23 protein-coding genes are annotated in these 23,866 nt (G+C 37.6%); 14 read left to right on the forward strand and 9 right to left on the reverse strand.

Going from position 1 to position 23,866, the window contains the following annotated elements; genetic code table 11:
- The first annotated feature begins 75 nt into the window (after positions 1 to 75).
- The 6 genes from AC1DDK_RS20150 (at position 76) to AC1DDK_RS20175 (ending at position 7,165) form a co-directional block, all read left to right on the forward strand.
- Positions 76 to 3,621 (forward strand): PVC-type heme-binding CxxCH protein, encoded by a 3,546-nt coding sequence (locus AC1DDK_RS20150; protein WP_337717813.1) that lies wholly within the window; start codon positions 76 to 78, stop codon positions 3,619 to 3,621.
- A 23-nt stretch (positions 3,622 to 3,644) separates the two neighbouring features.
- Complete coding sequence (locus AC1DDK_RS20155) at positions 3,645 to 4,835, forward strand: FG-GAP-like repeat-containing protein (protein WP_337717811.1); 1,191 nt, start codon at positions 3,645 to 3,647, stop codon at positions 4,833 to 4,835.
- Between the two features lie 38 nt (positions 4,836 to 4,873).
- Positions 4,874 to 5,650: a hypothetical protein gene (locus AC1DDK_RS20160; protein WP_337717809.1), complete on the forward strand. Its 777-nt coding sequence runs from the start codon at positions 4,874 to 4,876 to the stop codon at positions 5,648 to 5,650.
- Positions 5,651 to 5,729: 79 nt separating this feature from the next.
- Positions 5,730 to 6,206, forward strand: a complete 477-nt coding sequence (locus tag AC1DDK_RS20165) for an RNA polymerase sigma factor (RefSeq protein ID WP_288883856.1) — start codon at positions 5,730 to 5,732, stop codon at positions 6,204 to 6,206.
- 2 nt (positions 6,207 to 6,208) lie between these two features.
- Positions 6,209 to 6,769, forward strand: coding sequence for a hypothetical protein (locus tag AC1DDK_RS20170; protein WP_337717808.1), 561 nt, complete (start codon positions 6,209 to 6,211; stop codon positions 6,767 to 6,769).
- A 30-nt stretch (positions 6,770 to 6,799) separates the two neighbouring features.
- Positions 6,800 to 7,165 carry a DUF2784 domain-containing protein gene (locus tag AC1DDK_RS20175; protein WP_172662483.1) on the forward strand — a complete coding sequence of 122 codons (366 nt, stop codon included), beginning with the start codon at positions 6,800 to 6,802 and terminating at the stop codon, positions 7,163 to 7,165.
- 104 nt (positions 7,166 to 7,269) lie between these two features.
- On the opposite strand, the gene AC1DDK_RS20180 is transcribed toward AC1DDK_RS20175, so the two are convergent.
- Both AC1DDK_RS20180 and AC1DDK_RS20185 read right to left on the reverse strand, forming a co-directional pair.
- Positions 7,270 to 7,461 carry a cold-shock protein gene (locus AC1DDK_RS20180; protein ID WP_012780707.1) on the reverse strand — a complete coding sequence of 64 codons (192 nt, stop codon included), beginning with the start codon at positions 7,459 to 7,461 and terminating at the stop codon, positions 7,270 to 7,272.
- 104 nt (positions 7,462 to 7,565) lie between these two features.
- On the reverse strand, positions 7,566 to 7,781 hold the full coding sequence (locus AC1DDK_RS20185) for a hypothetical protein (RefSeq protein ID WP_172662484.1): 216 nt from the start codon (positions 7,779 to 7,781) through the stop codon (positions 7,566 to 7,568).
- Positions 7,782 to 7,857: 76 nt separating this feature from the next.
- On the opposite strand from AC1DDK_RS20185, the gene AC1DDK_RS20190 reads away from it, so the two are divergent.
- A complete protein-coding gene (locus AC1DDK_RS20190) occupies positions 7,858 to 8,571 on the forward strand; it encodes a YqjF family protein (RefSeq protein WP_477612329.1) in 714 nt (237 codons plus the stop codon).
- A 10-nt stretch (positions 8,572 to 8,581) separates the two neighbouring features.
- On the opposite strand, the gene AC1DDK_RS20195 is transcribed toward AC1DDK_RS20190, so the two are convergent.
- Together AC1DDK_RS20195 and AC1DDK_RS20200 are read right to left on the reverse strand one after the other, a co-directional pair.
- The gene (locus tag AC1DDK_RS20195) at positions 8,582 to 9,643 is read right to left on the reverse strand and encodes a carboxypeptidase-like regulatory domain-containing protein (protein WP_337717807.1); all 1,062 of its coding nucleotides are present in this window, start codon (positions 9,641 to 9,643) and stop codon (positions 8,582 to 8,584) included.
- A 29-nt stretch (positions 9,644 to 9,672) separates the two neighbouring features.
- Positions 9,673 to 10,341, reverse strand: coding sequence for a class I SAM-dependent methyltransferase (locus tag AC1DDK_RS20200; RefSeq protein WP_288883850.1), 669 nt, complete (start codon positions 10,339 to 10,341; stop codon positions 9,673 to 9,675).
- A 181-nt stretch (positions 10,342 to 10,522) separates the two neighbouring features.
- Between AC1DDK_RS20200 and AC1DDK_RS20205 the strand changes: the two genes are divergently transcribed.
- From AC1DDK_RS20205 to AC1DDK_RS20215, 3 genes are read left to right on the forward strand one after another with little or no spacing between them, the layout of a single operon-like run.
- The gene (locus tag AC1DDK_RS20205) at positions 10,523 to 11,509 is read left to right on the forward strand and encodes a 2-hydroxyacid dehydrogenase (RefSeq protein WP_337717804.1); all 987 of its coding nucleotides are present in this window, start codon (positions 10,523 to 10,525) and stop codon (positions 11,507 to 11,509) included.
- Positions 11,510 to 11,531: 22 nt separating this feature from the next.
- Entirely contained in the window at positions 11,532 to 11,999 is a 468-nt protein-coding gene (locus tag AC1DDK_RS20210) for a rhodanese-like domain-containing protein (RefSeq protein ID WP_337717801.1), read from the forward strand.
- A gap of 43 nt (positions 12,000 to 12,042) precedes the next feature.
- Positions 12,043 to 13,410: a PhoPQ-activated pathogenicity-related family protein gene (locus AC1DDK_RS20215; protein WP_337717800.1), complete on the forward strand. Its 1,368-nt coding sequence runs from the start codon at positions 12,043 to 12,045 to the stop codon at positions 13,408 to 13,410.
- A gap of 16 nt (positions 13,411 to 13,426) precedes the next feature.
- On the opposite strand, the gene AC1DDK_RS20220 is transcribed toward AC1DDK_RS20215, so the two are convergent.
- From AC1DDK_RS20220 to AC1DDK_RS20235, 4 genes are all read right to left on the reverse strand, one after another.
- On the reverse strand, positions 13,427 to 13,666 hold the full coding sequence (locus tag AC1DDK_RS20220) for a hypothetical protein (RefSeq protein WP_172662490.1): 240 nt from the start codon (positions 13,664 to 13,666) through the stop codon (positions 13,427 to 13,429).
- 25 nt (positions 13,667 to 13,691) lie between these two features.
- The gene (locus tag AC1DDK_RS20225) at positions 13,692 to 14,417 is read right to left on the reverse strand and encodes a DUF92 domain-containing protein (protein ID WP_337717798.1); all 726 of its coding nucleotides are present in this window, start codon (positions 14,415 to 14,417) and stop codon (positions 13,692 to 13,694) included.
- Positions 14,418 to 14,436: 19 nt separating this feature from the next.
- Positions 14,437 to 16,347, reverse strand: coding sequence for an ATP-dependent DNA helicase (locus AC1DDK_RS20230; RefSeq protein WP_337717796.1), 1,911 nt, complete (start codon positions 16,345 to 16,347; stop codon positions 14,437 to 14,439).
- A 62-nt stretch (positions 16,348 to 16,409) separates the two neighbouring features.
- On the reverse strand, positions 16,410 to 17,813 hold the full coding sequence (locus tag AC1DDK_RS20235; RefSeq protein WP_337717794.1) for a hypothetical protein: 1,404 nt from the start codon (positions 17,811 to 17,813) through the stop codon (positions 16,410 to 16,412).
- Here AC1DDK_RS20235 and AC1DDK_RS20240 point away from each other — a divergent pair.
- The gene (locus AC1DDK_RS20240) at positions 17,780 to 18,505 is read left to right on the forward strand and encodes a tetratricopeptide repeat protein (RefSeq protein WP_337717792.1); all 726 of its coding nucleotides are present in this window, start codon (positions 17,780 to 17,782) and stop codon (positions 18,503 to 18,505) included. The genes AC1DDK_RS20235 and AC1DDK_RS20240 overlap by 34 nt on opposite strands.
- 46 nt (positions 18,506 to 18,551) lie before the next feature.
- Positions 18,552 to 19,580 (forward strand): glycoside hydrolase family 18 protein, encoded by a 1,029-nt coding sequence (locus AC1DDK_RS20245; RefSeq protein ID WP_337717790.1) that lies wholly within the window; start codon positions 18,552 to 18,554, stop codon positions 19,578 to 19,580.
- Between the two features lie 18 nt (positions 19,581 to 19,598).
- Here the strand turns inward: AC1DDK_RS20245 and AC1DDK_RS20250 are convergent, their stop codons facing one another.
- Positions 19,599 to 20,360, reverse strand: coding sequence for an alpha/beta hydrolase (locus AC1DDK_RS20250; RefSeq protein WP_216854456.1), 762 nt, complete (start codon positions 20,358 to 20,360; stop codon positions 19,599 to 19,601).
- A 172-nt stretch (positions 20,361 to 20,532) separates the two neighbouring features.
- On the opposite strand from AC1DDK_RS20250, the gene AC1DDK_RS20255 reads away from it, so the two are divergent.
- Both AC1DDK_RS20255 and AC1DDK_RS20260 read left to right on the forward strand, forming a co-directional pair.
- Positions 20,533 to 22,953 carry a DUF5916 domain-containing protein gene (locus AC1DDK_RS20255; protein WP_337717788.1) on the forward strand — a complete coding sequence of 807 codons (2,421 nt, stop codon included), beginning with the start codon at positions 20,533 to 20,535 and terminating at the stop codon, positions 22,951 to 22,953.
- Positions 22,954 to 23,069: 116 nt separating this feature from the next.
- On the forward strand, positions 23,070 to 23,825 hold the full coding sequence (locus tag AC1DDK_RS20260; protein ID WP_337717786.1) for a hypothetical protein: 756 nt from the start codon (positions 23,070 to 23,072) through the stop codon (positions 23,823 to 23,825).
- The last annotated feature ends 41 nt before the right edge of the window (positions 23,826 to 23,866 follow it).

Raw genomic sequence — 23,866 nt, forward strand, 5'->3', positions numbered from 1 at the left:
TTATGGACAGCTTTTTTGTTTCTATGCCTTTGGTAAATGAATATATAATTGTAATTTGAAGCAAACTAAACACAAATGAGACTGAAACAGAGCATTTTAATGCTCTGCCTTCTGCTTGCTTCCTCTGGGTGCAACATGTCAAAAAAGACAAGTCAGAGGAATGTGAAGGGAATAACCGACCCTGATCAAAAGCAGTTTGCAGAGCATATCCGTACCACTGAATTTCAGACACCTGAGCAGGAGCGTGCCGGATTTAAATTACCTCCGGGATTCGAAATTACACTTTATGCATCTGAACCCGACATAGGAAAACCAATAAACATGGAGTTTGATGAAAAAGGTCGGCTATGGGTCACACAGTCATCAGAATATCCAATGGCAGCAGCTCCGGCAAAAGGTCATGATAAAATAACCATACTTGAAGACTCAGATGGAGATGGGAAGGCCGATAAATTCATACCATTTGCAGAAAATCTAAATATACCAATTGGTATAATACCGGTTCAGAAAGGCGCTATTGCCTTTAGTATCCCAAATATTTACCAGTTTACTGATTTAAATGGAGATTGGAAATCAGATGAAAAAAAAGTAATTCTAGGTGAATTTGGTCACCAGGATACACATGGGATGGTCAATAACTTTATAAGGGGGTTCGACGGATGGATCTATGCTTGCCATGGGTTTACCAATACTTCAACAATTGCAGGTACTGATGGAGATTCCATTACCATGGTTTCAGGAAATACATTTCGTTTTCAGCCTGATGGAAGTAGGGTAGAGCAAACTTCATATGGTAGGGTGAATCCTTTTGGCTATACATTCGATGAATGGGGGTATCTGTATTCAGTTGATTGCCATTCTAAACCAATTTATCAATTGATTAGAGGAGCGGAATATCCTCATTTTGGTAAGAAGTCGCCAGCCATGGGTTTTGCTCCCGAAATGATGAGTTATGAACTTGGATCAACAGCGTTATCTGGTCTGGTTTATTATTCCGGAGAGCAATTTCCCCAAGAATACCGAAACAGTTTTTATTCAGGAGATGTGGTTACCTGCCGGATCAATAGAAATACAATGTCTTTTACCGGTTCATCACCCGAAGCGAAGCGTCAGGAGGATTTCTTAATCAGTTCCGATCCATGGTTCAGGCCCGTTAACATTAAAACAGGGCCTGATGGTGCTTTATATATTGCCGATTTCTATAACCGTATTATCGGGCATTATGAGGTACCTCTGGACCATCCGCTCAGAGACCGTCAAAGTGGAAGGATCTGGAAAATAACTTATAAAGGCGATAAGAAACATAAAGATAATAAGCTTAAAGATTGGTCAAAAGCCAGCCTTGCTGAATTGATTAAAAACTTAAACCATCCTCAACTTAATCTAAGAATGATGATTGCCAATCAAATTGTTGAAGGGTATGGGGTAAAGGCAGTTGATCAGTTAACCGATAAACTTAAATCATCCAAAACCGATTCAAGGTCCTATGTTCAGACTTTGTGGATTTTGTTTCGTTTAAAGGCTTTACAGGACGGGGTTTTAGATAAGGCACTTAATCATAACGATGCGGTGATTAGAGTGCATGCATTTAGAATACTTGCGGAGAAAACAGCAATTCCATTAAAATATCAGGAAAAGGCATTAAATGCATTAAAGGATACAAGTACACATGTACAGCGTGTTGCGTCAGAGGTGTTGGGTAAATATCCAAAAGCGGTAGCGGTTAAGGCTTTACTGTCGGTTTACGCTGGCGCTGGTGAACAGGATAGTCATTTGAAATATACTGTTCTATTGGCTGTAAGAGATAACTTAAAGAATACTGAAGTAATGAAAAATGTTCTTGCTCAGAACTGGAATGAAGAACAGTTAAAAGTATTGATCAAAGTTATTTTGGATGTGCCGTCTAAAGAGGCTGCACTATTTGCGATGAGATATCTGCAAAACCATAATTTATCACATAAAGAATTGGTTTCTAATTTAGAATATATTGGTCGTTATATGGATGCCGAAAACCTGACGCAACCTATTGAGTTTATCCAGAAAAAGTTTTCTGATGATCTTGATGGGCAGTATGCATTGTTCAATACCATGCAGCAGGGTTTACGGCAACGGGGGGGGAAATTAACACCGTCAATGAAAAGCTGGGGAATCACCCTGGCCCAAAAGTCATTAAAAAACATCTCCGCTACATCTAACCTCTGGAGTAATAAACCACTAGAACAAACCGGCGATCCCATAAATCCTTGGTCAACAATAAATCATGCAATTATTGCAGAATTACCTACTCTTAAAGTAATCTGGAGCGAGATTAATGGCTATCCTCCAACTGGCATACTTGTTTCACCTGATTTTGCTTTACCCTCATCTTTAGCACTTAGTGTATTTGACAACGATGTACATAACACTGAATCTAAAATAGGTATTTCAAAAAATACTGTTCGAATTCGTCTGGCTAAATCTAAAAAGGTAATTGCCTCTTATCGTGCAGTGTTTAATGATAAAATGGAAGCTAAAGAACTTATGAAATCTGTGAAGTTCAATTTAGAGCCTTATAAAGGGCAAATGGCATTTCTTGAAGTTGTTGATAGCACTAAGACCGGATCTGTTGGGATTGGGGGATTAATACCTGCAGTTTTAAATATCCCGGATAAAGGGGTGGCGGAAACAGCAGCACGCTATACTTTGGCTGCTGAAATTGTAAGCGATTACAAGGTAAGGGAGCTGGAACCAGAAATGGAAATGTTAGCAAAAGCGCGCTGGGCCGATTACAAGACACGGGCTGCGGCTGCAATGGCTTTGATGAACTTAAACCCTGCTAAGCATAAAGCACTAATCTCAGAGATATTTTTAAGTCTTGATGAGGGGCAGTTGTTGAAAGAAAAAATTGCTCAGGTAATTGGTCAGGATAATTCTGAGAACCGATACGTCTTATTACAAAAAGGTTTTGAGGGAAGTCAACGCAGCTTACAGCTTGCAATTGCAACTATATTGGTCAACTCTGAAAAAGGTATTGATTACCTTTTGACTTCTGTTAAACAAGGTGATGTAAAATTCGATCTTTTATCTGAATTGCCAGTAAAAGAGGGGCTTGCTGCAAATATTAGCTCAAAACAACAGAAACAAATAGATCAAATGAGCTTAGGTCAGGCCTCAGAGAGCGAAGCACGGAAACAGCTGATAGCATCCCGATTGTTAGACTTTGATCCTACAACTGTAACTCTAGAATCCGGTAAAGCAATGTTTATGCAGAATTGCAGCATGTGTCACCAGATAAAAGGAAATGGCGGCATGATAGGCCCACAGCTCGATGGTATTGGAAACTGGGGCCAAAAGGCCTTAACAGAAAAGGTATTAGATCCAAATCGCAATATTTCACAAGCCTTTAGAACATATAATATAGTTTTAACAAACGGGAAGGTGTTAACCGGTTTGTATCGCAGAGAAGAGGGTGAAGTGTTGGTGTTTGCAAACCCTGGTGGGCAGGAATTTTCCATTCCTAAAAATGAAATTAAAGAAAGAAAACCTTCCAAATACACGCTAATGCCAGATCAATTTAGTAAAACGATTGCCAAAAAGGATTTTGATGCATTGCTTAAATATTTGTTAAGTGTAAAAGAATAGAATTATCCATATAGAAAAATAAAATGAAGAATATAAACAGACCACTAATTGCATGTTTAGTAGCTGGTATTTCATTGCTTAGTAATACAGGGTCAGCACAGGTGAAAAGTAAAAATGTAAAAGAAATACATTTTAAAAAGCATACGCTAACTAATGAATTTATCTCAGAAGGTTCAGCCGTAGGTGATTTGAATAAAGATGGTAAAATGGACATCATTGCCGGAGCTTACTGGTTCGAAGCACCTGATTGGAAACAACATGAAATTGATGAACCTAAAAAGTTTGATTGGAAAAACGCTTATAGTAATTCATTTCTAAACCACACAATGGACGTAAATCAGGATGGTTGGTTAGACATTATTCGGGTCGATTTTCCGGGAGAACCCGCCGTTTGGTATGAGAATCCAAAGAATAAAGACGGACACTGGAAAATGAGAACGCTGTATTCATCTGTAGGAAATGAATCGCCTCGCTTTGTAGATGTTGACGGAGATGGAAGAACAGATCTGTTATGTGCAGATTCCAAGGGGAATAAAGTAGTTTGGTTAAAGGCGCCAGTTTTAAAGGGTGATACTACATGGACGGTACATGTTATAAGCGATGTAAAAGACAGGGGAACTCACCAGTTTACCCATGGTTTGGGCTTTGCAGATATCAATAAAGATGGCCGGGCTGATGTGTTTATTAAAGATGGATGGTGGGAGGCCCCGGTTGACCGTACTGCCTCTGACTGGACATGGCATCCAGCAAATTTTGGCGATGATTGCTCTCAAATGTATGCAATGGATTTGGATGGCGATGGCGATGTGGATGTTATTAGTGCTTCTTCTCATAATTACGGAATTTGGTGGCATGAACAGGTAAAAGATAGTCAGGGGAATACAGCTTGGGCACGTCATGAGATTTTTAAATCATTTTCACAAACCCATGGCCTTGCACTGATAGATATGAATCGGGATGGTCATCCTGATCTGGTAACTGGAAAGCGCTTTTACGCACACAATGGACACGATCCGGGCGAAGAAGAGCCTGCTGTTTTATATTGGTTTGAATATAAGCCGGGAAAAATTCCCTCTTGGATTCCTCATCAGATCGACGACAATTCCGGGATAGGCCTGCAAGTTGTAACTCAAGATATGAATAAGGATAAACTCATAGATATTGTTATTGGAAACAAAAAAGGAGTGTTCTATTTTGAACAATTGAAAAAGTAGCTTTTTTTGTATATTTATGATAACCAAATATTTAAATAATGAAAAAGCAATTGACGCTCCTAATTGTTGCTGTATCTTTATTGCTGGTAACATGTAAAAAAAAATCAGGACCTGATGAGCCTGAGCAAACTCCTGTTAAATTATTGTCCAGAATAATAGAGGTAAGTGGATTTCCAACACCAACCACAAAATTTACGATCTATACTTATGATGAGAAAAAGAGGATAAGTACAATTAGCTGGGCCGGAAAAGAATTTGCGACATATACCTATCATGGCGATGAGCTATTTAGCATAGATACAAAGTTCGGTAATAAGAGAAATCTTTCGGAATTTTCGTATGCTGATGGAAAACCAAAACAAATAGTCAGGAAATTTTATACCGATGGGGAATTAAAAGGAGGGGTCACGCTCGGGAATATTTATACCGGAGATAAGATTACCGAAGTTCACGTAAATGAATCTGGTACTGTGGCACAAAAGCGATTTTATCGGTATGCTGGAGATAATATTGTCGGGTATGATAGTCAAACGGATGTATTTATCATAAAGGAATCTACTTTTGGAACTAAAAAAAGCATGTATTTTAATTCACGATTAAAATACATAAATGGAATAGAGACCTTTGACAGGTTTTCACCTAATGATTTGCTTGCTTCAGTTATAAAGTATCCAAACGGCGCGGAACTTCGGCAAAAAAATACATTCACTTACGATGATGATGACTTTCCTGTAACTTTGTTAACGGAGGCTACATTTGAATCTGGCGAAAGTGCAGGAACCTTTAGATATACTTTTGAGTATAAGATGTATTGATTCTACGGATAATGTAAGTTTTCTTCGGTTTCTGCAACCTATTGAGAAATTGAAGAAATATGTATTTAATTATTAATCTATGGATGAGCAGCCCTTTTTAGTACTGATTCAGGAACATCAGGGTATCATCCATAAGATTTGCAGATTATATCGTGATAGTAAGGAAGATCGGGAAGATCTTTTTCAGGAAATCACCTATCAACTATGGAAGTCCTTTCCTTCATTTAAAAGGGAAGCAAAGGTAAGTACATGGATGTACCGTATTGCGCTCAATACCGCAATTGCTTCGTTTCGGAAAAAAAGACTTGATGTTGAATATCATCAAGTGTTGCCGGATTTGCCTGATGACGAGGTAGATGAAGAATATGCCATTCGGCAAGAAAGCTTGTTTGCAACGTTAAAACAACTTAACGAAAGTGAAAGGGCTATTGTTGCCCTTTACCTTGACGACCTTAGTTATAGGCAAATTGCTGAAATAATTGGCATAAATGAAAACAACGTAGGGGTTAAGCTCAATCGAATAAAACTCAAAATCCAAAAACTTTTAATCAGATAATTATGGAAACTGATCCACTTAAATTAGCATGGAATGCTGTACAAACGCCAGTTAAAACGAATAAAGAACTGAGCTCAATGCTTATCGAAAGCAAACACCCGGTGCTTAAGGGCATCAGAAAGCAATTTACAATAGAGATAATCGGATGGTCGGTATTTTTGCTTTGCTATTATACCATGTTTGACGGCGATCAAAAGCCCATTGCAATCAATATATTACTCGTTGTATCTATGCTTTTTGCACTTATTCATAATGTTTTGGGCTACAATTTTTCAAAAAACCTTATTAATGGAGGCACAATCAAGTCATCATTAGAAAGATACCTGTCAAAAATTAAGGTTTATGCAACGGTATCAATCTCTTCCAGGGCTTTCCTAATCACAGGTTTTCTAGTCTTTTTTACTTATAATATAAACTTTACAACAGGCAAATACGTTTTGTTGGCTGGAGTTATTGCTGTATCCCTGGTGCAATTGCGCTGGTTATTCCTTTTATGGACAAAGCGACTCAAAGTGCTCAACAATACAATTATGGAATTTAGTGTGGAAAAAGAGACTCAGTAGGACACATTTGTTTAGACTTAACTATATCGTATGTACTTGTTTCTGGATTGGTTTTTTACAGCATTACACTTAATCATTATTGGATTTAACCTGGTAGGGTGGATTTGGAGAAAGACAAGAGCACTTCATTTTGTTTTTGTACTATTAACAGCCGGCTCATGGCTGATATTAGGTATTTGGTTTGGACTCGGTTATTGCCCAATAACTGATTGGCAGTGGCAACTAAAGGAAAAGCTGGGCGAAACCAATTTACCAAACTCTTTCATAAAGTATTTTGTCGATAAAGTGACCGGGGGGGATGTATCTTCCACATTTGTTGATATTGCCACAGCTTCATGCTTTATCGCAGCAGTATTATTATCCGTTTATTTAAATTTTATTAAAAAGAAACGATAAAGGCTTATTTGAACAGGTTCATTAATGACTCAGAACAAAATGATTGGAAACAAAAAAAGCATCCTTTTAAGGGATGCTTTTCTTTAATTTATAAAATGAGTTGATTAACTGATCTTAACATTAATTGCGTTTAAGCCTTTTTTACCTTGCTCAACGTCATAGCTTACTGAATCATTCTCACGAATGCTATCGATTAAGCCTGAAGAGTGTACAAAGATTTCGCTATCGCCATTAGCTGGCACGATAAATCCAAAACCTTTTGTCTCATTGAAAAACTTTACTGTTCCTTGTTGCATTATATTGTAATTTAATTATTTTCAAATGTACATTTAATTTATTGAAAAACAGCAATTTATTAAAAATATATTCATATATTCTTTAATTGATACTTCAAGCCAACCTATTTTGATCTTTTTGAGGTTAGTAAAATAACCACCCCTGCAATCAAAACTACACCACCGATGTATGGAGGCCAGTTTACACTTTTTTCCCTGTCTGCCGAAATCTGAATAGGGCCGGCATCAATCAACTTTTCTTTTTTGGTGTAGGTAAATCCTGTCCAAATCAGCATAACAACGCCAAGGATTATCATTACTAATGCTATTGTTTTGTTCATGGCTATCTCTTTAATTTATTTTATACAACAGCCTTGTATATTAAATGTTTGATTATAATATTTTGTATTTTGCATAATGAGTTTTTTAACCGCTGAGTGGCGAAAGCTAGCTATAGCTAATTATGCTATTGATAAGAATTTACTTATTCCCTATTTGCCGGCTGGCACAGAGCTGGATTTATGGAATGATACCTGTTATGTAAGCTTAATCGGCTTTCTGTTTAAAAACACAAAGCTGTTGGGGTTCAGTATTCCCTTTCATGCAAACTTTGAAGAGATAAACCTTCGGTTCTATGTCAGGTATAACGATAATGGAGTCGTAAAAAGGGGTGTGGTATTTATTAAGGAAATAGTGCCAAAATTTGCATTATCAATAGTAGCCAATGCTATTTATAACGAAAACTATGAGGCAATGCCAATGAGTCACTGTATAAAGGAAAATGAAGAAGATCGTTATGTAGAATATAAGTGGCGGTATAACAATCAATGGCAAAGTTTTAGTGTAACGGCAAACAAAGCCCTTTCAGAAATCCAGACGGGAAGCGAAACCGAATTTATTACAGGCCACTACTGGGGATATGCAAGATATAGCTCAGAAAAAACTAACGAATATGAGGTAAAACATCCTAAGTGGGCCCAATACAAAGTAAAAAGCTTTAATATCGCTGTTGATTTTGGATTGGTATATGGACAGAATTTTAGTTTTCTTACACAGCAGCAACCTGTATCGGTAATGCTCGCCGAGGCCTCTGATATTTCTGTTGAACGAAAGAATACGATTCGTATTTAAATACTTATTATTATTGCGTATCCGGATCATATTCCAGCGGAAGCTGATCTGCTATACGTTTACGACCCCAAAATCCCTGGATCAATAGGTTTTTGTATCCTGCATAGCTACCTCTAACATCAACCTGCGCATCCAGTTGTAAAACAGATCCGGTTTCGTCCATCTCTATGATTTCCCAGCTTCCTTTTGATGGGGCAAGGGATGCCACTTTTTTCTTATCATAAACGGTATAGAGTCGCTTTTTATATTTAAAGGTGATAAAATTGCTGTCTGCGCGTTCAATAAGCTGTTCTGTGTACACTGGAGTTGGATCTATCATTAATGGAAAATCAACGTTTTTTATAACATGCGTAAGGAAGCCTTCCTCCTGAGTTTTGTTTTTATAAAGCGCTCTTAAATAGTGCATGAGCGATCCTTCATATGCCATTTTTCTATTTGCTTTCCAGGTCTGCTGCTCTTCATTTGAGCCCTTAATATCTTCAAAAATAGATTCTCCATCATAGATCGTTGCATCAGCTGTTTTATTGTATTGAAATTTCCTCAGTAAGTATTTAATACGATATCCAAGTTTTCGGTTTTCTATGATCAGAAAATCAGGCGAATTGGCTTTTAAAATAGCCTTTTCTGTAGAGAAATCAATGATATCTGTATTCAATATCTTGCATTCTTTTGCATTTTTAGATTCTCCCATGAAATATTTAGTGAATGTTTTTAGAAAATTCTTGCGCTGATTGTTATCGCCAATAATCACTTCGTCTAAAATGATTTGTTTTTCCTCTAATGTGAAATTGAGAACAACCGATTTTTCTAAAACAACTGCATTTTGTTTTATTGAGCCGTAACCCAACATATTAACCACAACCTGATAAGTACCAGGCACAATACCGGAAAATTTAAATTCGCCTTTAGTATTGGTTGTTGTTGATTTTTGAGATCCGTCAATAAATATTGTGGCGGCCTCAATTTGTTCAGCTTTGGCATTTGTTACTGTTCCAGATATGGTAAAAGTTTCCTGAGCATTTACACCAGTACAAAACAGGGTGAATAGTATAAAAATGATTGTTTGTTTCATTAGAGAGTAGTTAATCGTGTGTTTTTTATTTAAAGTTTTTTTGCTGTTATGATTATAATGTCTCGTTCTATAAAATCTCCAAGGCTACCTTTAATGTTCTCTTTCTCCTGAGTAATTTTAGCAATGGAAAAACCAGCTTTAATGAGTGTTTCTGAAACGGTTTCCTTGTCATATAGCCGAAACTTCCATTTTGTAAAAGGAAGTTTTTTCATGAAGTCTTTGTCGGCAAAGCCGATGCTGAAACTGCCGCCTGGCTTTAATACCCTGTAAATTTCCTTAGCGTAAACATCGGGGGTTTCCCAAAAATAAATGGTATTTACCGTAAATATTTTATCAAATGAACCGCTTTGGAAGTCAATGTCATGGCCATTAGATAATTCAAACGAAACAACATTCTTATCAACAAACGCTCGATTTATTCTTGTTGCCTCCTCAATCATAGTTTCAGAGATGTCAATACCAAAATAATGAACTCCTGTTGATTTGGTGATGATGGAATTTACATGGCTTCCATTGCCCTGACCGATTTCTAAAACATGATCATTCGCTTTTATGTCCAGTTGCTGTATGGTCCTGGCAATCATATTTTCATTTGAAATAGCCATTCTTTCGCCGGTTTTTATTCCATTATCACCCTTTGGTGAGCTTAGTTGGCTAGCCATTTCTTTTAAATCATCATCATTCCAGGTTGTGCTCATAGTGTATTGTATTGGCTTAAGTGTTGTGACTATTCAAATAAGATTATCTATTTCTAAAAGTAGAGATATAAGGTCAGCTTACCAAGCAAGTATTTTGTTATGGAACAAATAAATTAAAACTATTAATCGTTTGTTATATTGGAGCGTGTTTATAATTCCAGTTTAAATTTTTGCGAAATACATGATTAAAGTTTTAATAACAAGAAAAATACCTCAACGGGGAATTCAATTACTCGAAGAAGCGGGTTATAAACTGACTATTTATACGGAAAAAAGGTCCTTGCCACAGAAAGAGCTAATTGAGCTTTGCAAAAATAATGATGCTCTGCTAAGTGCAGGATCTAACAAATTAAATGCTCACTTTTTTGAGGAGTGCAGTCACCTGAAAGCTGTAGCATTGATGAGTGTTGGGTATGATAACGTAGATATTGAAGCAGCAACCTCTTATAAAATACCTGTTAGCAATACTCCTGATGTACTTAGTAATGCCACCTCAGATGTGGCCTTTCTCTTGATGCTCGCGGTATCCCGTAATGCCTTTCAGATGCATAAAAGAATTGAACGCGGTGGTTGGTCGTTTTTTGAGCCCACCGCAAATTTAGGAATAGAATTAAAAGGAAAAACACTTGGTGTTTTTGGTTTGGGAAGGATCGGGGTAGAGCTTGCTAAAAAGGCTAAGGCAGCATACGACATGAATGTCATTTATCACAATAGAAATCGCAATACTGAAGCAGAGGAAATATTGGATGCAAAATATGTTTCTTTTGATCAGCTATTATCCGAAAGTGATGTATTGTCTGTTCATGCCAATCTTTCAAACGAAACCAAGAATTTATTCAATGGATCTGCGTTCGAAAAAATGAAGCGCAGCGCTTTGTTTATCAATACAGCAAGGGGAGGCTTACACAATGAAGCCGATCTGATTAACGCAATTCAAGATAAAACCATATGGGGAGCGGGTCTGGATGTTACCAATCCCGAACCTATGGATAAAGATAATCCCTTGCTTAATTTGCCGAATGTTTGTGTGCTGCCACATATTGGTTCTGCAACTGAAGAAACCAGGGACAAGATGGCCGTTATGGCTGCAGATAACCTGATTGCCGCATTAAGTAACAAAGTAATGCCGCAGATCATTAATCGCGAAGTTTACAGTAGTAATCATTAAATTGCCACATAATTCAAATTTCATGAAAAACTTACTTTTAAAAACGATAGCTGTTTTGTTAATCTTTGTTGCCAATTCAAATATTTCTAAAGCACAACAAATACCGTCTGCTCAGTTACAGAGCAATCCTTGGACTAAGAGTCAACTTATGGAGCCTTCTGTTCTGGCAAATATGATCGAAAAAGGGCAGAAAATCCGTATTTATAACATTGGTGTTGTTGAAGATATAAAAGGTGCCACACACCTTGGCGCTGCCAGTGAGAAACAAAATGTAGAAAAGCTGACTAAAGTAATAAAAGGCCTTCCAAAAAATGAAATGATAGTAGTGTATTGCGGCTGCTGTCCAATGGATAAATGCCCTAACATCAGGCCTGCCTTTAAAGCGTTAAATGAGCAAAAGTTCACGAAAGCATATTTATTAAATTTAACAGTTAATTTAAAAACTGAATGGATCAATAAAGGCTATCCGCTAGCCCAAACCGTTAAATAAAAACCCGTCAAATATTTGCTATATTAGTTCCTAAAAAAAGAAAATGTCTCGAAAATTAGTTCCGGCTTCTACGCTCTTCTTGTGCTTGATAACGTTGCTTGTTCAGGCCCAAACAACAACATCATCAGTTGGAATCACTCCCGTTAACGCTTTGTCACATTACCTGAATAACGGTGATAACACCTACAAATGGGAAGTAAAGGACTCTTATGATCTTGATGAACTGAAAGTATACAGTATTCTGCTTACTTCGCAAAAGTGGAGAGAATACACCTGGACCCACCAGCTTAGCATAATCGTTCCAAAAGAAAATAAGTACGACGGAGCGTTGTTGTTTATTACCGGTGGAAGCATAAATAAAGAAGGCATGCCAAATTGGAGTGATAAAGGCGATGGCCTGGTTAAAAGTTTTAGTGCAATAGCAAAAGAAAACAAAGCTGTGGTTGCCATACTCAAGCAGGCACCGAATCAACCTCTTTATAATAATTTAACGGAAGATGCATTAATATCATACACACTTCATAATTACAAAAAAGATGGCGATTACAGCTGGCCATTGTTATTCCCAATGGTTAAATCTGCAAAAAGAGCGATGGATGCCGTTCAGGAATTTTCTAAACAAAAACTACATCATAGTATTAACCGTTTCGTGGTATCGGGGGCATCCAAACGTGGCTGGACAACCTGGCTTACCGGAGCTTCTGATAAACGGGTAACCGCAATTGCACCAATGGTGATCGATATGCTGAACATGCCGGTAAGTATGAACTATCAAATCAAGGTTTGGAAAGATTATAGCATCCAGATAGAAGATTACGTTAAACTAGGTCTTGTACAGGATCTGGGTACCGGGAGCAGCAATGACCTGGCCACCATGATTGATCCATATTCGTACCGCAAATCACTAACAATGCCTAAAATGATCGTAATGGGCACCAATGATGAATATTGGCCAATAGACAATATCAAGAATTATTACGACAGTATTCCCGGTCAAAACTTAATTCATTATGTGCCAAATGTGGGGCATGGGCTTGGTGACGGTAAAGAGGCCATGACTACCCTAAGCTCATTCTTTGGACTCACTATGTCAAAGTCGCCTTATCCGGTTTGCATATGGAAATCCTCTCAAAGTGAACAAGGAGTAAAGGTTAGCATTAAAACTACAGCAGATAAATTAATTGATGTTACCGTATGGCATGCTGATTCGCCGGATCTGGATTTTCGAAATGATAAATGGGAGGCCAGAAAGCTGGATGTTAAACCTAAATCAGAGATAAATACTTTAGAGCAGTATCCTGATTCAGGTTATAGAGCTTTTTATATTAATTTAAAGTACAAGGATTCTAAAGGTGGTGAGTATGTTGAAAGTACCAGAGTGTTTATGACGGACGATAAAAAGCTTTTATAGACCGTCATCTTTTCCATTAGTTGTTTTCAAGAAATGTAGTCAGTAAATTCTTTAAATAAAGTTCTGGCTTAGGCATTTTAACTACAGTGCCAGGTTCCTTATCTTGATTTTGTTTGATATAATTGGCTTTAATTTTACCCCAATCTTTAGAGTAGAGCTTAATAAACATATCTACAAAATCTTTGTCTGTGTAATCTTTTGGAAGTTTACTCAATACTGCTTCAATTTTCTCTTCTTTTCTATGTAATACTGCCATAACGATTTTAATTGTGGCCGCTAAGTTATGGAAAATTAAATATGTAATAGACCATTATCGCCAATAAGGATGCTACAAGCGTATTCAGAAAATTTACCACATCATTACTCATGTAGTTTTTGCGTTCAAAGGTAGCTCCGAGTATCGAATCTGTCAGATTGCCAAGTATTCCTGCACCGATCACAATGAGGCTCATTTTATCAAACCCAGCGTAAATTAAGCCTATTACAGACGCACCGCATGTACCTATAAGGGTTCCTTCTAAACTTACAACTCCATCCAAACCATTTGCCTCTCTTTTAAAGGTCAGGATGTTATAAAATCTACGCCCGTACACCATGCCCAGTTCAGAAGATAGGGTATCGGCAAGGGCAGATGCAAGACTGGCAGCTGCCATTAAAACATATAGGTCTGAATGATGATGGTCAACAATTGCCAAAATGCCTGTTAACCCCGCAACTCCTCCATTTGCAAATACTTGTCCGGCATTTCTCCCATTGTTATCCAGAATTTCCGGATGGTATTTTGCCTTCAGTTGTTTTTTGTGAGCCGTAGCCGATACGCCAAGAATAAAAAAGGTAACAAGCATTAGTATCCCGGTTTCTCCTATACCTGCAAATACAAAGAAACCAATTAAACCCGCGGTAAGCGCTGCAGGGAACGTTAATTTTTTTGCCCAGACACATATCCCCATCATTGCAATCAGCAATATAACAGTAACCAATAAAACGGGGAGTGATGATGTAGACATATTTAGGTTAAACCGAAGTTTAAAATAGTTGTAATGTAACTGTAGGCTCTACCGAGGAAGAGCCTGGTTTAGTATTGGGCTTGGTCTTATGTTTATCAATCCAGGCAATATAATCTTCGGGTTTAACTGGCTCTTTTAATAATCCAGAACCGAATTGCATTTGCGAAACTCTTGCTTCAATTATTTGCCTGTACTTTTGGAGTAAGTGTTGTATTTGCTGTTGGATTTTGTTTTTCGGTTTAATCCTGATGTTTTTGTTTACAGGATTTAGGAGCTGAATAGTGATCTCCTTACTGAAATAGGCCAATGCAGATTCAATTCTATCCTGCAACACTTGTTGATCTTTAAAACCTGCTTGCTTATGTAACTGCTTCACCTGGGTCTGAAACTTTTCAGACAAGATCATAAGGTCTTTAACCGATTTATTCAATTGAGCAAGCAAAGATTTAAATTCTGGCAGGTGCGATTTAACGATCTCAGAGTTTGAACTGATTGTTTCCAATCCGCTAAGCACACGGTTTAGCGAAAAATGGTTTAATACTACCTGAAGAATGAATCTTTCCTGTTCAGTAATTAAAATGTGCTCTAAGTCATCTTCATTAGCGGGTTTCATGTAATTGATCACCTCCGTATTTGACCTTAAACTTTCAGTACTGATCTTTGATTTTAAAATAAGTCCGTTTAGTGTTCTAACACGACTCAAAGCAACATAAACCTGACCGGCAACAAATGATTTTCCGGCATCAATTATTGCATTGTCGAATGTTAATCCCTGACTTTTATGAATTGTAACGGCCCAGGCCAATTTAATCGGATATTGGGAAAATTCCCCAACTTGCTGTTGTATAATGGCCTGTTCAGGATCAGCTTTATATTCAAAAGATTGCCATGAAGATTTTTCCAATAACAAATCATCCTCCTGCGGAAAAGAGATATAGATCTCACCATCTTTAACAGACTTAACCTTTCCGATCTTTCCGTTATAGAATTTCCGATTATCACCTGTGTCGTTTTTTATGAACATGATCTGGGCACCTTCTTTAAGTTTTAAGGTCTGCTCTGCCTGCAAGCCCAGATCTCTAAACTCTCCGCTTACCTCTCCCTCAAAAGTATACTCTTCACCGGTTAACTCATCTAACTTTTCTTTGTTAATTGTATTAGCCTCAGCATTATGTGAGGTGATGATAATCGGATTTAAGTCATCAGTAGAGCTGAATTGAGGGTCGTATCTTTTGTTTAACAGATCCAAACTGCTTTCACTAATCTGATTGTTTCTGATACCATTCAGAATATTAATGAATTCAGGTTCAGTTTGTCGGAATACTGTGGTAAGCTCTATTTGTAAAAGTGGGTTTCTGCGGATTACAAGCGCATCAAAGAAATAAGGCGATGGGTATGCTCTACTTAGAAACGCCCAATCTTCTCTTTTAGTAACCGGTGGTAGTTGATATAAATCTCCAATTAGCAGGAGTTGAACCCCACCAAAAGGCATGGTATTTTTTCTAACCGATCTTAGTATTGCATCAATTACATCCAGCAAGTCGCAACGTACCATCGAAACCTCATCAATAACAAGTAGCTCCAGTTCATTAAATAGATTTATCTTATCTCTGGTATAGCTTAAATCAGAAACCATAGATTGAATAGAAAGTATTCCAGATTGCAGGTTCTCTAAACTAATATCACCCGGGAAAAAGGAGCCTGGAGGCAATTGAAAAAAGGAATTGATTGTGGTTCCCTTGGCATTCATTGCTGCAACCCCAGTAGGAGCAACCACGGCCATTTTTTTTGAGCTACTCGCCTTAATCCGCTTAAGCAGGGTTGTTTTTCCGGTTCCAGCCTTTCCTGTCAGAAAAATGTTCTGATTGGTATAGTCAATAAAAGATAAAACCTTGTCGAAAATTGAATTAGAAGAACCGCCATTACTCATACAGCAAATTTAACTGAAATTTTCTCCGGTTCCGAGAATTGTTGAAATGTTCTAAGGAATATTTATCTATTGTACGGATGTTCACTAATCCATCGAAATGGTCGTTCAGCAAGCTGATACTTCTTTCTCTTCAAAGTAATTGTAGCAGGCGTACCAAATAAATTGCCTTTAAGAATCAATTTATTGCTGTCAGGAAATTGGTAATTTAGCTTGTAGGTAACTTTTGGATTATCAGTAAATGATATGTCCAGAGTCTTTGATGTTTGAAGTACTTTATAAGTACACCATGCCGTTTCAGTTCCGTTATATTTGATAACTGCGTAGTCATTTCTGTCAAATGCCACTAGTTCCAATTTGCGACTCAAAAAAGAGGTGTCGGGAAGCGGCCCGTTCTTTTCTGATTTTATCTCCTCTATATCATAAGCGCCATAAACTACGGGCTTGTTATTGGTCTTTTTGCTAATTAGGGCTATGTTTAACGCGGTAAATAACGGAATTGCTGCATAGAGTAACACTGCAGCATACTTCAATACTATTTTAGAAATTCTGGCCCATTTTGTTTTAAAAACAGGAGCCTTTAATAGATTTAGTCTTACCAGTTCTCCCTTAAAAAAGAACTTAAACAAAATCCTAATATTAGGAGAAAGGATAATTAAGCACATCAAAACAAGAGCTGTACTCAGCAACTTTACCGGGACATCATAGAAGTAGTTAATGGCCATAATATTCGCTGAAGTCATCAGACATAAAAAAGCACCAATGGTTGCTGTTTTTCTGAAAAACAATAAGACACCCATCATTTCTGCTGTAAACATAAACCATTTGTAACCATCAGAAAAACCTAAAAATCTCCATGCCAAACCCATCGGAGAAGAATCTCCATAAGTTGTTGTAAGTTGGCTTAAGTATAATGATGGAAATTGTCCATCATTAAGTTTTGCAATTCCATAATGGACAAGCATAAAACCAACATAAAACCTACACACTACTATAGTCCAGTAGAATAGCTGATCATGGCTTTTTCTATCTCTGTCTAACGCCGACCATATAATTGTTCCAAAGAAAGAAACAAGGAAGACACAAAGAAGTAACACGTAGTCGTAAGTGGTATCTCCACTACCATTGGTGAAAGTGGTGATTTGGTACGAAAGGCTCAAATATTTTTGAGCAAACCAGGGAATAAAAGACTGCAGCGCAGGTATACTGAACTTCTGAATATAATATAGGAATGGAAAAGCCCCATTATTAAAGCATAAAACAAAAAGGATGCAAAATAAAAAAAGGAATCTGGTTAAAATGAGAGAGACGTATTTGGCCATATTGTATGTTCGGTTCTGATTGCTATAAGCAATTGTTAAAGTAAGAAAATAGTTCCTATCTTGTTCTACAAGAATAGAATTTTTTAACAAATAGCAATTCAACGCATCTCTTAATGAAACAACTTCTAATAATAGCTCTAATTTCATTATCAATTACTTCATGTAATTACGCACAGCAGCCTGCAAATGTCAACTCAGAATTACCTGGTAAAGCAATCAGTTATGAGGATTGGAAAAAAGAAGCGCAAACTAATATCAGGTTAAATCCCAAGTTTGGAGATGCTGTTAAAACGGACTCTCAAAAAGAAGCAGATCAACAGCTTATAGATGATTACCTGAAGCAACAAGGTAACCACCATAAAGGTGCAGAGATACTTATAAAACTGGGTTTTGAATATCTTTATAAAGGCGATGTTAGAACAGCAATGTACAGGTTTAATCAGGCGTGGTTACTGGAACCTAAAAATGAAAATGTATTCTGGGGATTTTCTGCTGTTTATTTTACACTAGGGGATCATGAAAAAGCGATGGAACAATTGAATGAGGGACTGAGTTTGAATCCTAATAGCTCAAACTTACTTACTGATAAAGCAACAATCTATTACGCCAGATTTCCCAACAGCAACAATCCCAAGGATTTGTCTGCCGCTATTGATTTATTAATCCAGTCGTATAAGATAGATCCTAAAAATCAAAATACTTTATTTAAGCTATCGGCAGTGTATTTTATGAAGCAGGATTGTAAAAATGCCCTGAAATATTATAATGAATGCAAGAAACTGGGAGGAAGGCCTATCACCAAAGAATTTACTGAAGCAATTCAAAAGCAATGCCCATAATATCTGATCATTTTTTCTAAATTTAGGCACCTAAACCAATTTAACCATGAAATTTATTTACTCCATTATGGGTATTTTGCTTACTGCTATGTTAAGTACAGCTCAGGCACAGCAAAAAGAAACTCCCAGTAAGCACGTCAAGAATAAGGTAATTGTAGCTTATGTTACGTCGTGGGGTAAGGTTTTACCCGATCCTAAACTGGTTACACACATCAATTATGCTTTTGGCCATGTAAATAAAACATTTGATGGCGTTACTATCGAGAATGAAGGCCGTTTGAAAGATATTGTTGAATTAAAATCTAAACATCCAAAGCTTAAAGTTTTGCTGTCTATTGGTGGGTGGAAAAGTGGAAGATTTAGTGAAATGGCTGCGTCTGTGGAAAACAGAAGCAAATTTGTTGACGATTGCCAAAGAGTAGTAAGTTCATTTAACTTAGATGGAATAGATATAGACTGGGAATATCCCACAAGTTCCGAAGCTGGAATATCTTCTTCCCCAGATGATACCAAAAACTATACTTTACTGATGTCTCAGATTAGAAATAAGATTGGTCATAAAAAATTACTGACATTGGCGTCTGTTTCAAATGCAAAGTATATCGATTTTAAGGCGATTACACCAATAGTGGATTTTGTGAATGTGATGACGTATGACATGGGGACCCCTCCAAATCATCATGCAGGCCTTTATCATTCAGAGTATACCAAAGACATCAGTGTGGATGAAGGGGTGACTGCACATTTAAATGCAGGTGTACCCGCCAACAAACTAGTTCTTGGGATTCCATTTTATGGGCATGGTAAAGGTGATATTGCCTGGTATATCGATTATAAAGACATCGTAAAACTAAACGGTTATACAAAAAAATGGGATGATGTGGCTAAAGCTCCTTATTTAGTGAATGATGCAGGAGAGTTTGTATTGACCTATGAAACGCCGCAGTCTATTGCTATAAAATGCGCTTATTTGCTTGAAAAGGGAATGCTCGGTGCGATGTACTGGGACTATACCGCAGATACTGAAGACGGGGAGTTGCGAAAAGCAATACACTCCGGTGTTTACAGCAGATAAAAGAGCAATCTAAAATCATTATTTCTCTTTTTCCAGAAAATCAGCAAGCTCTGCAGATTTGTTAAACTGTGGGTTGTGATCTGCTTTAAATATCAGGTATTTATAACCCCTTTCTTTGGCCCTCTCACCATATGCATAAAAGCTGTCTTTTTCAGGTTCTGTACCTTCTTGCACAGTTAATATGTATGTCGCAGGCAATTTTAAGGCCCTAGGGTTTTTTCTTGAAACAGGCTGAGTGAAGGTTTTGACAGACTGGGGTACATCTTTTGGAAGTGGCTGGTTTGGTTTAACCCATTGGGGAATCATAAAACCATTTGTTGATGCCATTCCAATATCATTAGTGCCAGTTTTTTTGGAAGTAGCTAAACTTTCTCCATCGTTAGGCAAAATTGCATCAAGAAAAACCAGCTTTTTAATTCGATCCGGGATACTATCGGCAACTCCGGTAATTACCATGCCTCCATAACTATGACCAACTAAAATAACATTGTGTATGTTTTCATAAAGAATCAGATTAACCACATCTTTGATGTGGGTATTCAGATCAATGTCAGGAGAACTCAAGTGGACACGTTCACCTTGACCGGTTAAACTTGGTCTGTAAACAATGTTGCCGTGGTTGGACATTATTTCATCAACATTTTTAAAAGCCCAGCTACCTCCCCATGCTCCGTGAACGATTACATATACAGGTTTTTCCTGAGCTAATGCATAATTGGCGACTAATAAACTTAAAATGCAAGTGACTATTCGTAGTGACTTTTTTGTGAATAAGACCATAATATGGGGATTGGGTTAGTGTTAAAATAATAGAACGCGCACCGTACACTGTATCGGTTTAAATATAGCAATACTTATTAGTAAGGATGGCAAGATTTTGTCTGAATATTAATGTAAGCAAGCATGCAACATTTACAATACGGTAGTGTCTTATAGGCATTAACCGCTTTAAATGAAACACTACATATTTCTGTTTTTCTTGCTTTCATATACACTGGTATGTCAGGCTCAGGATCCTTCAGTGCAAAAGAAATTGCAGGCGGTGAGAACTACCGAAAGCCCAAAAATAGATGGTATTCTCGATGATCACTGTTGGATAGATGTTCCTATCGCTACTGATTTTTTTGAAATCAGACCTGTACCAGGCAGGGTAGAAGGAAAGGAGAAGCGTACGGAGATGAAGGTGCTATATGACGATGCTGCAGTATATGTTTATGCGCGGATGTATGATCATCCTGATAGTGTTTCTCATGAATTGGTTTCGCGGGATAATATTGGCAATGCCGATTTTATCTCCATAGTTTTCGACCCTTTTTACGACAAGATGAATGGCAATGGTTTTTTTGTTACCGCTGCGGGAGTTCAGTTTGATGCCAAATACTCGCAAATTGGCGATGAAGATGAGAACTGGAATGCTGTTTGGGAAAGTGCAGTTAAGATCGATGATAAAGGCTGGACTGCTGAGATGAAAATTCCTTATTCTGCTTTGCGTTTTTCTGCCAAAGAGATTCAAAACTGGGGACTAAACTTCAGTCGCCGAATCCAGCGCACAAATGTTCAAACATTTTGGAATTTTGTTAATCCCAATGTAAATGGTTTTATTAATCAGGAGGGGCTTTGGATGGGCGTTAAGGACATAAAACCACCATTACGTTTATCATTTTCCCCTTATCTGTCTGCTTATGTAAACCATTATCCGGCCAATATTCCAGGTATAAAAAACACAACCGCGCGTTTCAATGGCGGTATGGATGTTAAGTATGGTATTAACAACAGCTTTACCTTAGATATGACCTTGGTGCCGGATTTTGGTCAGGTGCAGTCCGATAACCGAATTCTGAACCTAACACCCTTTGAAGTTAAGTTTAATGAAAACCGACAGTTTTTTACAGAAGGAACTGAACTGTTTAATAAGGGAGATCTGTTTTATTCAAAGCGCATTGGCTCTATTCCAAAATACTATAATCGTTCTGATATAAGCAGCACTGAAACCATCATTAAAGATCAAAGTGAAGCCAAAGTGCTAAATGCCACAAAGGTTTCCGGTAGAACCGCAAAAGGACTTGGCATAGGTATTTTTAACGCGATAACTAAAGCCATGCAAACCGAGGTTGAAGACCAGCAAGGGAGTATAAGAGAAACTGAAACTCAACCGCTAACCAATTACAACATTCTGGTATTCGATCAGTCTTTAAAAAACAACAGCTCTGCAACTTTTATCAATACCAATGTTTTAAGGCAGGGCTCTGCCTACGATGCTAACGTAAGCGCTTTATTGTTCAACCTTAATGACAAAAAGAATGTTTACTTTTTTAATGGGGCAGGTAAAATGAGCTATCTAAAAGGAGCCACCAGCAGAACAGGTTTTAATTATGAATTTAAAGGTGGTAAGCAGAGCGGAAATTTCAGATGGAGCTATAATCAGGTATATGCTGATGACAAGTTCGATAAATCTGATATGGGCTTTTTTACCAACAATAATTTTTTAGACCAGCTTGTTAGGTTTGGATATAATAATTACAAGCCAACCTCATGGTATAACCAACTAGAAAGCTGGTTAAATTTTGAATATTCCCGGCGTGTTAATCCCGGCGATTATCAGCGTTTTGGTGTCGTTACCGGTGCCTGGGTGCAATTTAAAAGTATTTGGTCGGTTGAAGTGGATTTAGACTACGGGCCAGAGGGAAACGATTTTTATGAAGCCCGAAACGGTCAATTGTACAGAACGCCTGCCCGGTTTGGGGCATCTGTTTATGTAAATCCAAATAATGCAAAGGCATATAACTTTGGAGGAAATGTAAAGTACTTCAAAAAGGAACTTTTCAATGGAAGGGAATATAATTTCTATTTTTTCCAGAACTTAAGATTAAATGACAGGATCGCTTTTGGTCTTGATTTGAATTTTAATCCAAGCTACGATTATGTCAGCTGGATAAAAGCGCAAGGTGATCAGGCAATTTTTTCCCGATATAACCGGAACACAGTAGAAAACTCATTTGATGCAAAATATTCATTCAGCAATAAGATGGGAGTGTCTGTTGTATTGCGGCACTATTGGAGTGATAGGAGAAATAAAGAATTTTATCTGTTAACCAATCAGGGTACGCTTGCTGCTTATCAGGGTGCTCCACTTACTGCAATGGATAGGAATTACAATGTTTTTAATGTCGATTTAATCTATGTTTGGCAGTTTGCCCCCGGAAGTGAACTTACCTTGTCATATAAGCAAGCTGCCGAAACCAATGATGATTTTTATACTAAACGCTATAACAGAAATTTCGAGGATATCCTCTCTGCGCCTCAAAACAAAAGTCTGTCTGTAAAGGTCTTGTATTACATTGACTATTTAAATCTTCGCAAGAAAGGTAAATAAATTGCCATCCAAATCACGAATAGAATTGATCTGGCGATCAAATGTATTTTGTTGTTTACAAAGGAAGTTTTGGGCTATTATTTGTGTATTATTAGGTACACACAAATGTAACCACTATGAAAAAGCTTCTCATGGTTGTACTGGCTAGCTATGCCATCACAGCCCGTGCCCAGGTGCACGAATCCCAAAACTTTCTTTACCTTAATTCCGACTCCGTAATCTATGCTAAAAGGATCATTTTCCGGCCTGATTTTTCTGGATTTTGGCAGCTACGGGCCGATTCCCGAAGAATTTCGCCCGAAAAAGTAAAATTCTTTAGTAACGAAAATGGTTTCTTCGCCAATACCAGGAGAGTCACTTTCGGACGCACTGCCGAATTCGCCGAGCGTATTGCAGAGGGAAAAATTAATATTTTTCAGGAAATTCCTTATGATGAATTTCTGGACGATAGGGCATACAGATATGGAGGCAGGCCAGAGCCTGTTGTTAACCTTCGGATGTATTACAACAAAGGATTCGATAATTTGAAAAAAGTAAATTATCAAAACCTTAAAAACGACATGGCCGATAATCCGGAAAGCATGGATATGCTGGCTGGCTACAGAAGAAGTATGAATACCAGCAAAATATTATATGCTGCTGCCGGAGCATCATTTGTGGCTGGTATTGTTTCTTTTCTGGTAAAAGGTAACAATATGCAAAAACTATCGCATACTGGATTCGGTCAGAGCAGTATGAACACAAAAGGTCCAAATGTTACGGGTACTTTATTGTTCTGGGGACTTGCTGCGGGTCTTGGCGTAGGAGGGTTTGTTGTACATACATCTGGATCAAGACATCTCGAAAGCGCTGTGGATGTTTATAACAGATAGTCTTCTACTTATCCATGAATGTTGGTATATTTAAGGAAATA

The organism is Pedobacter sp. 05T44 (assembly GCF_056395985.1).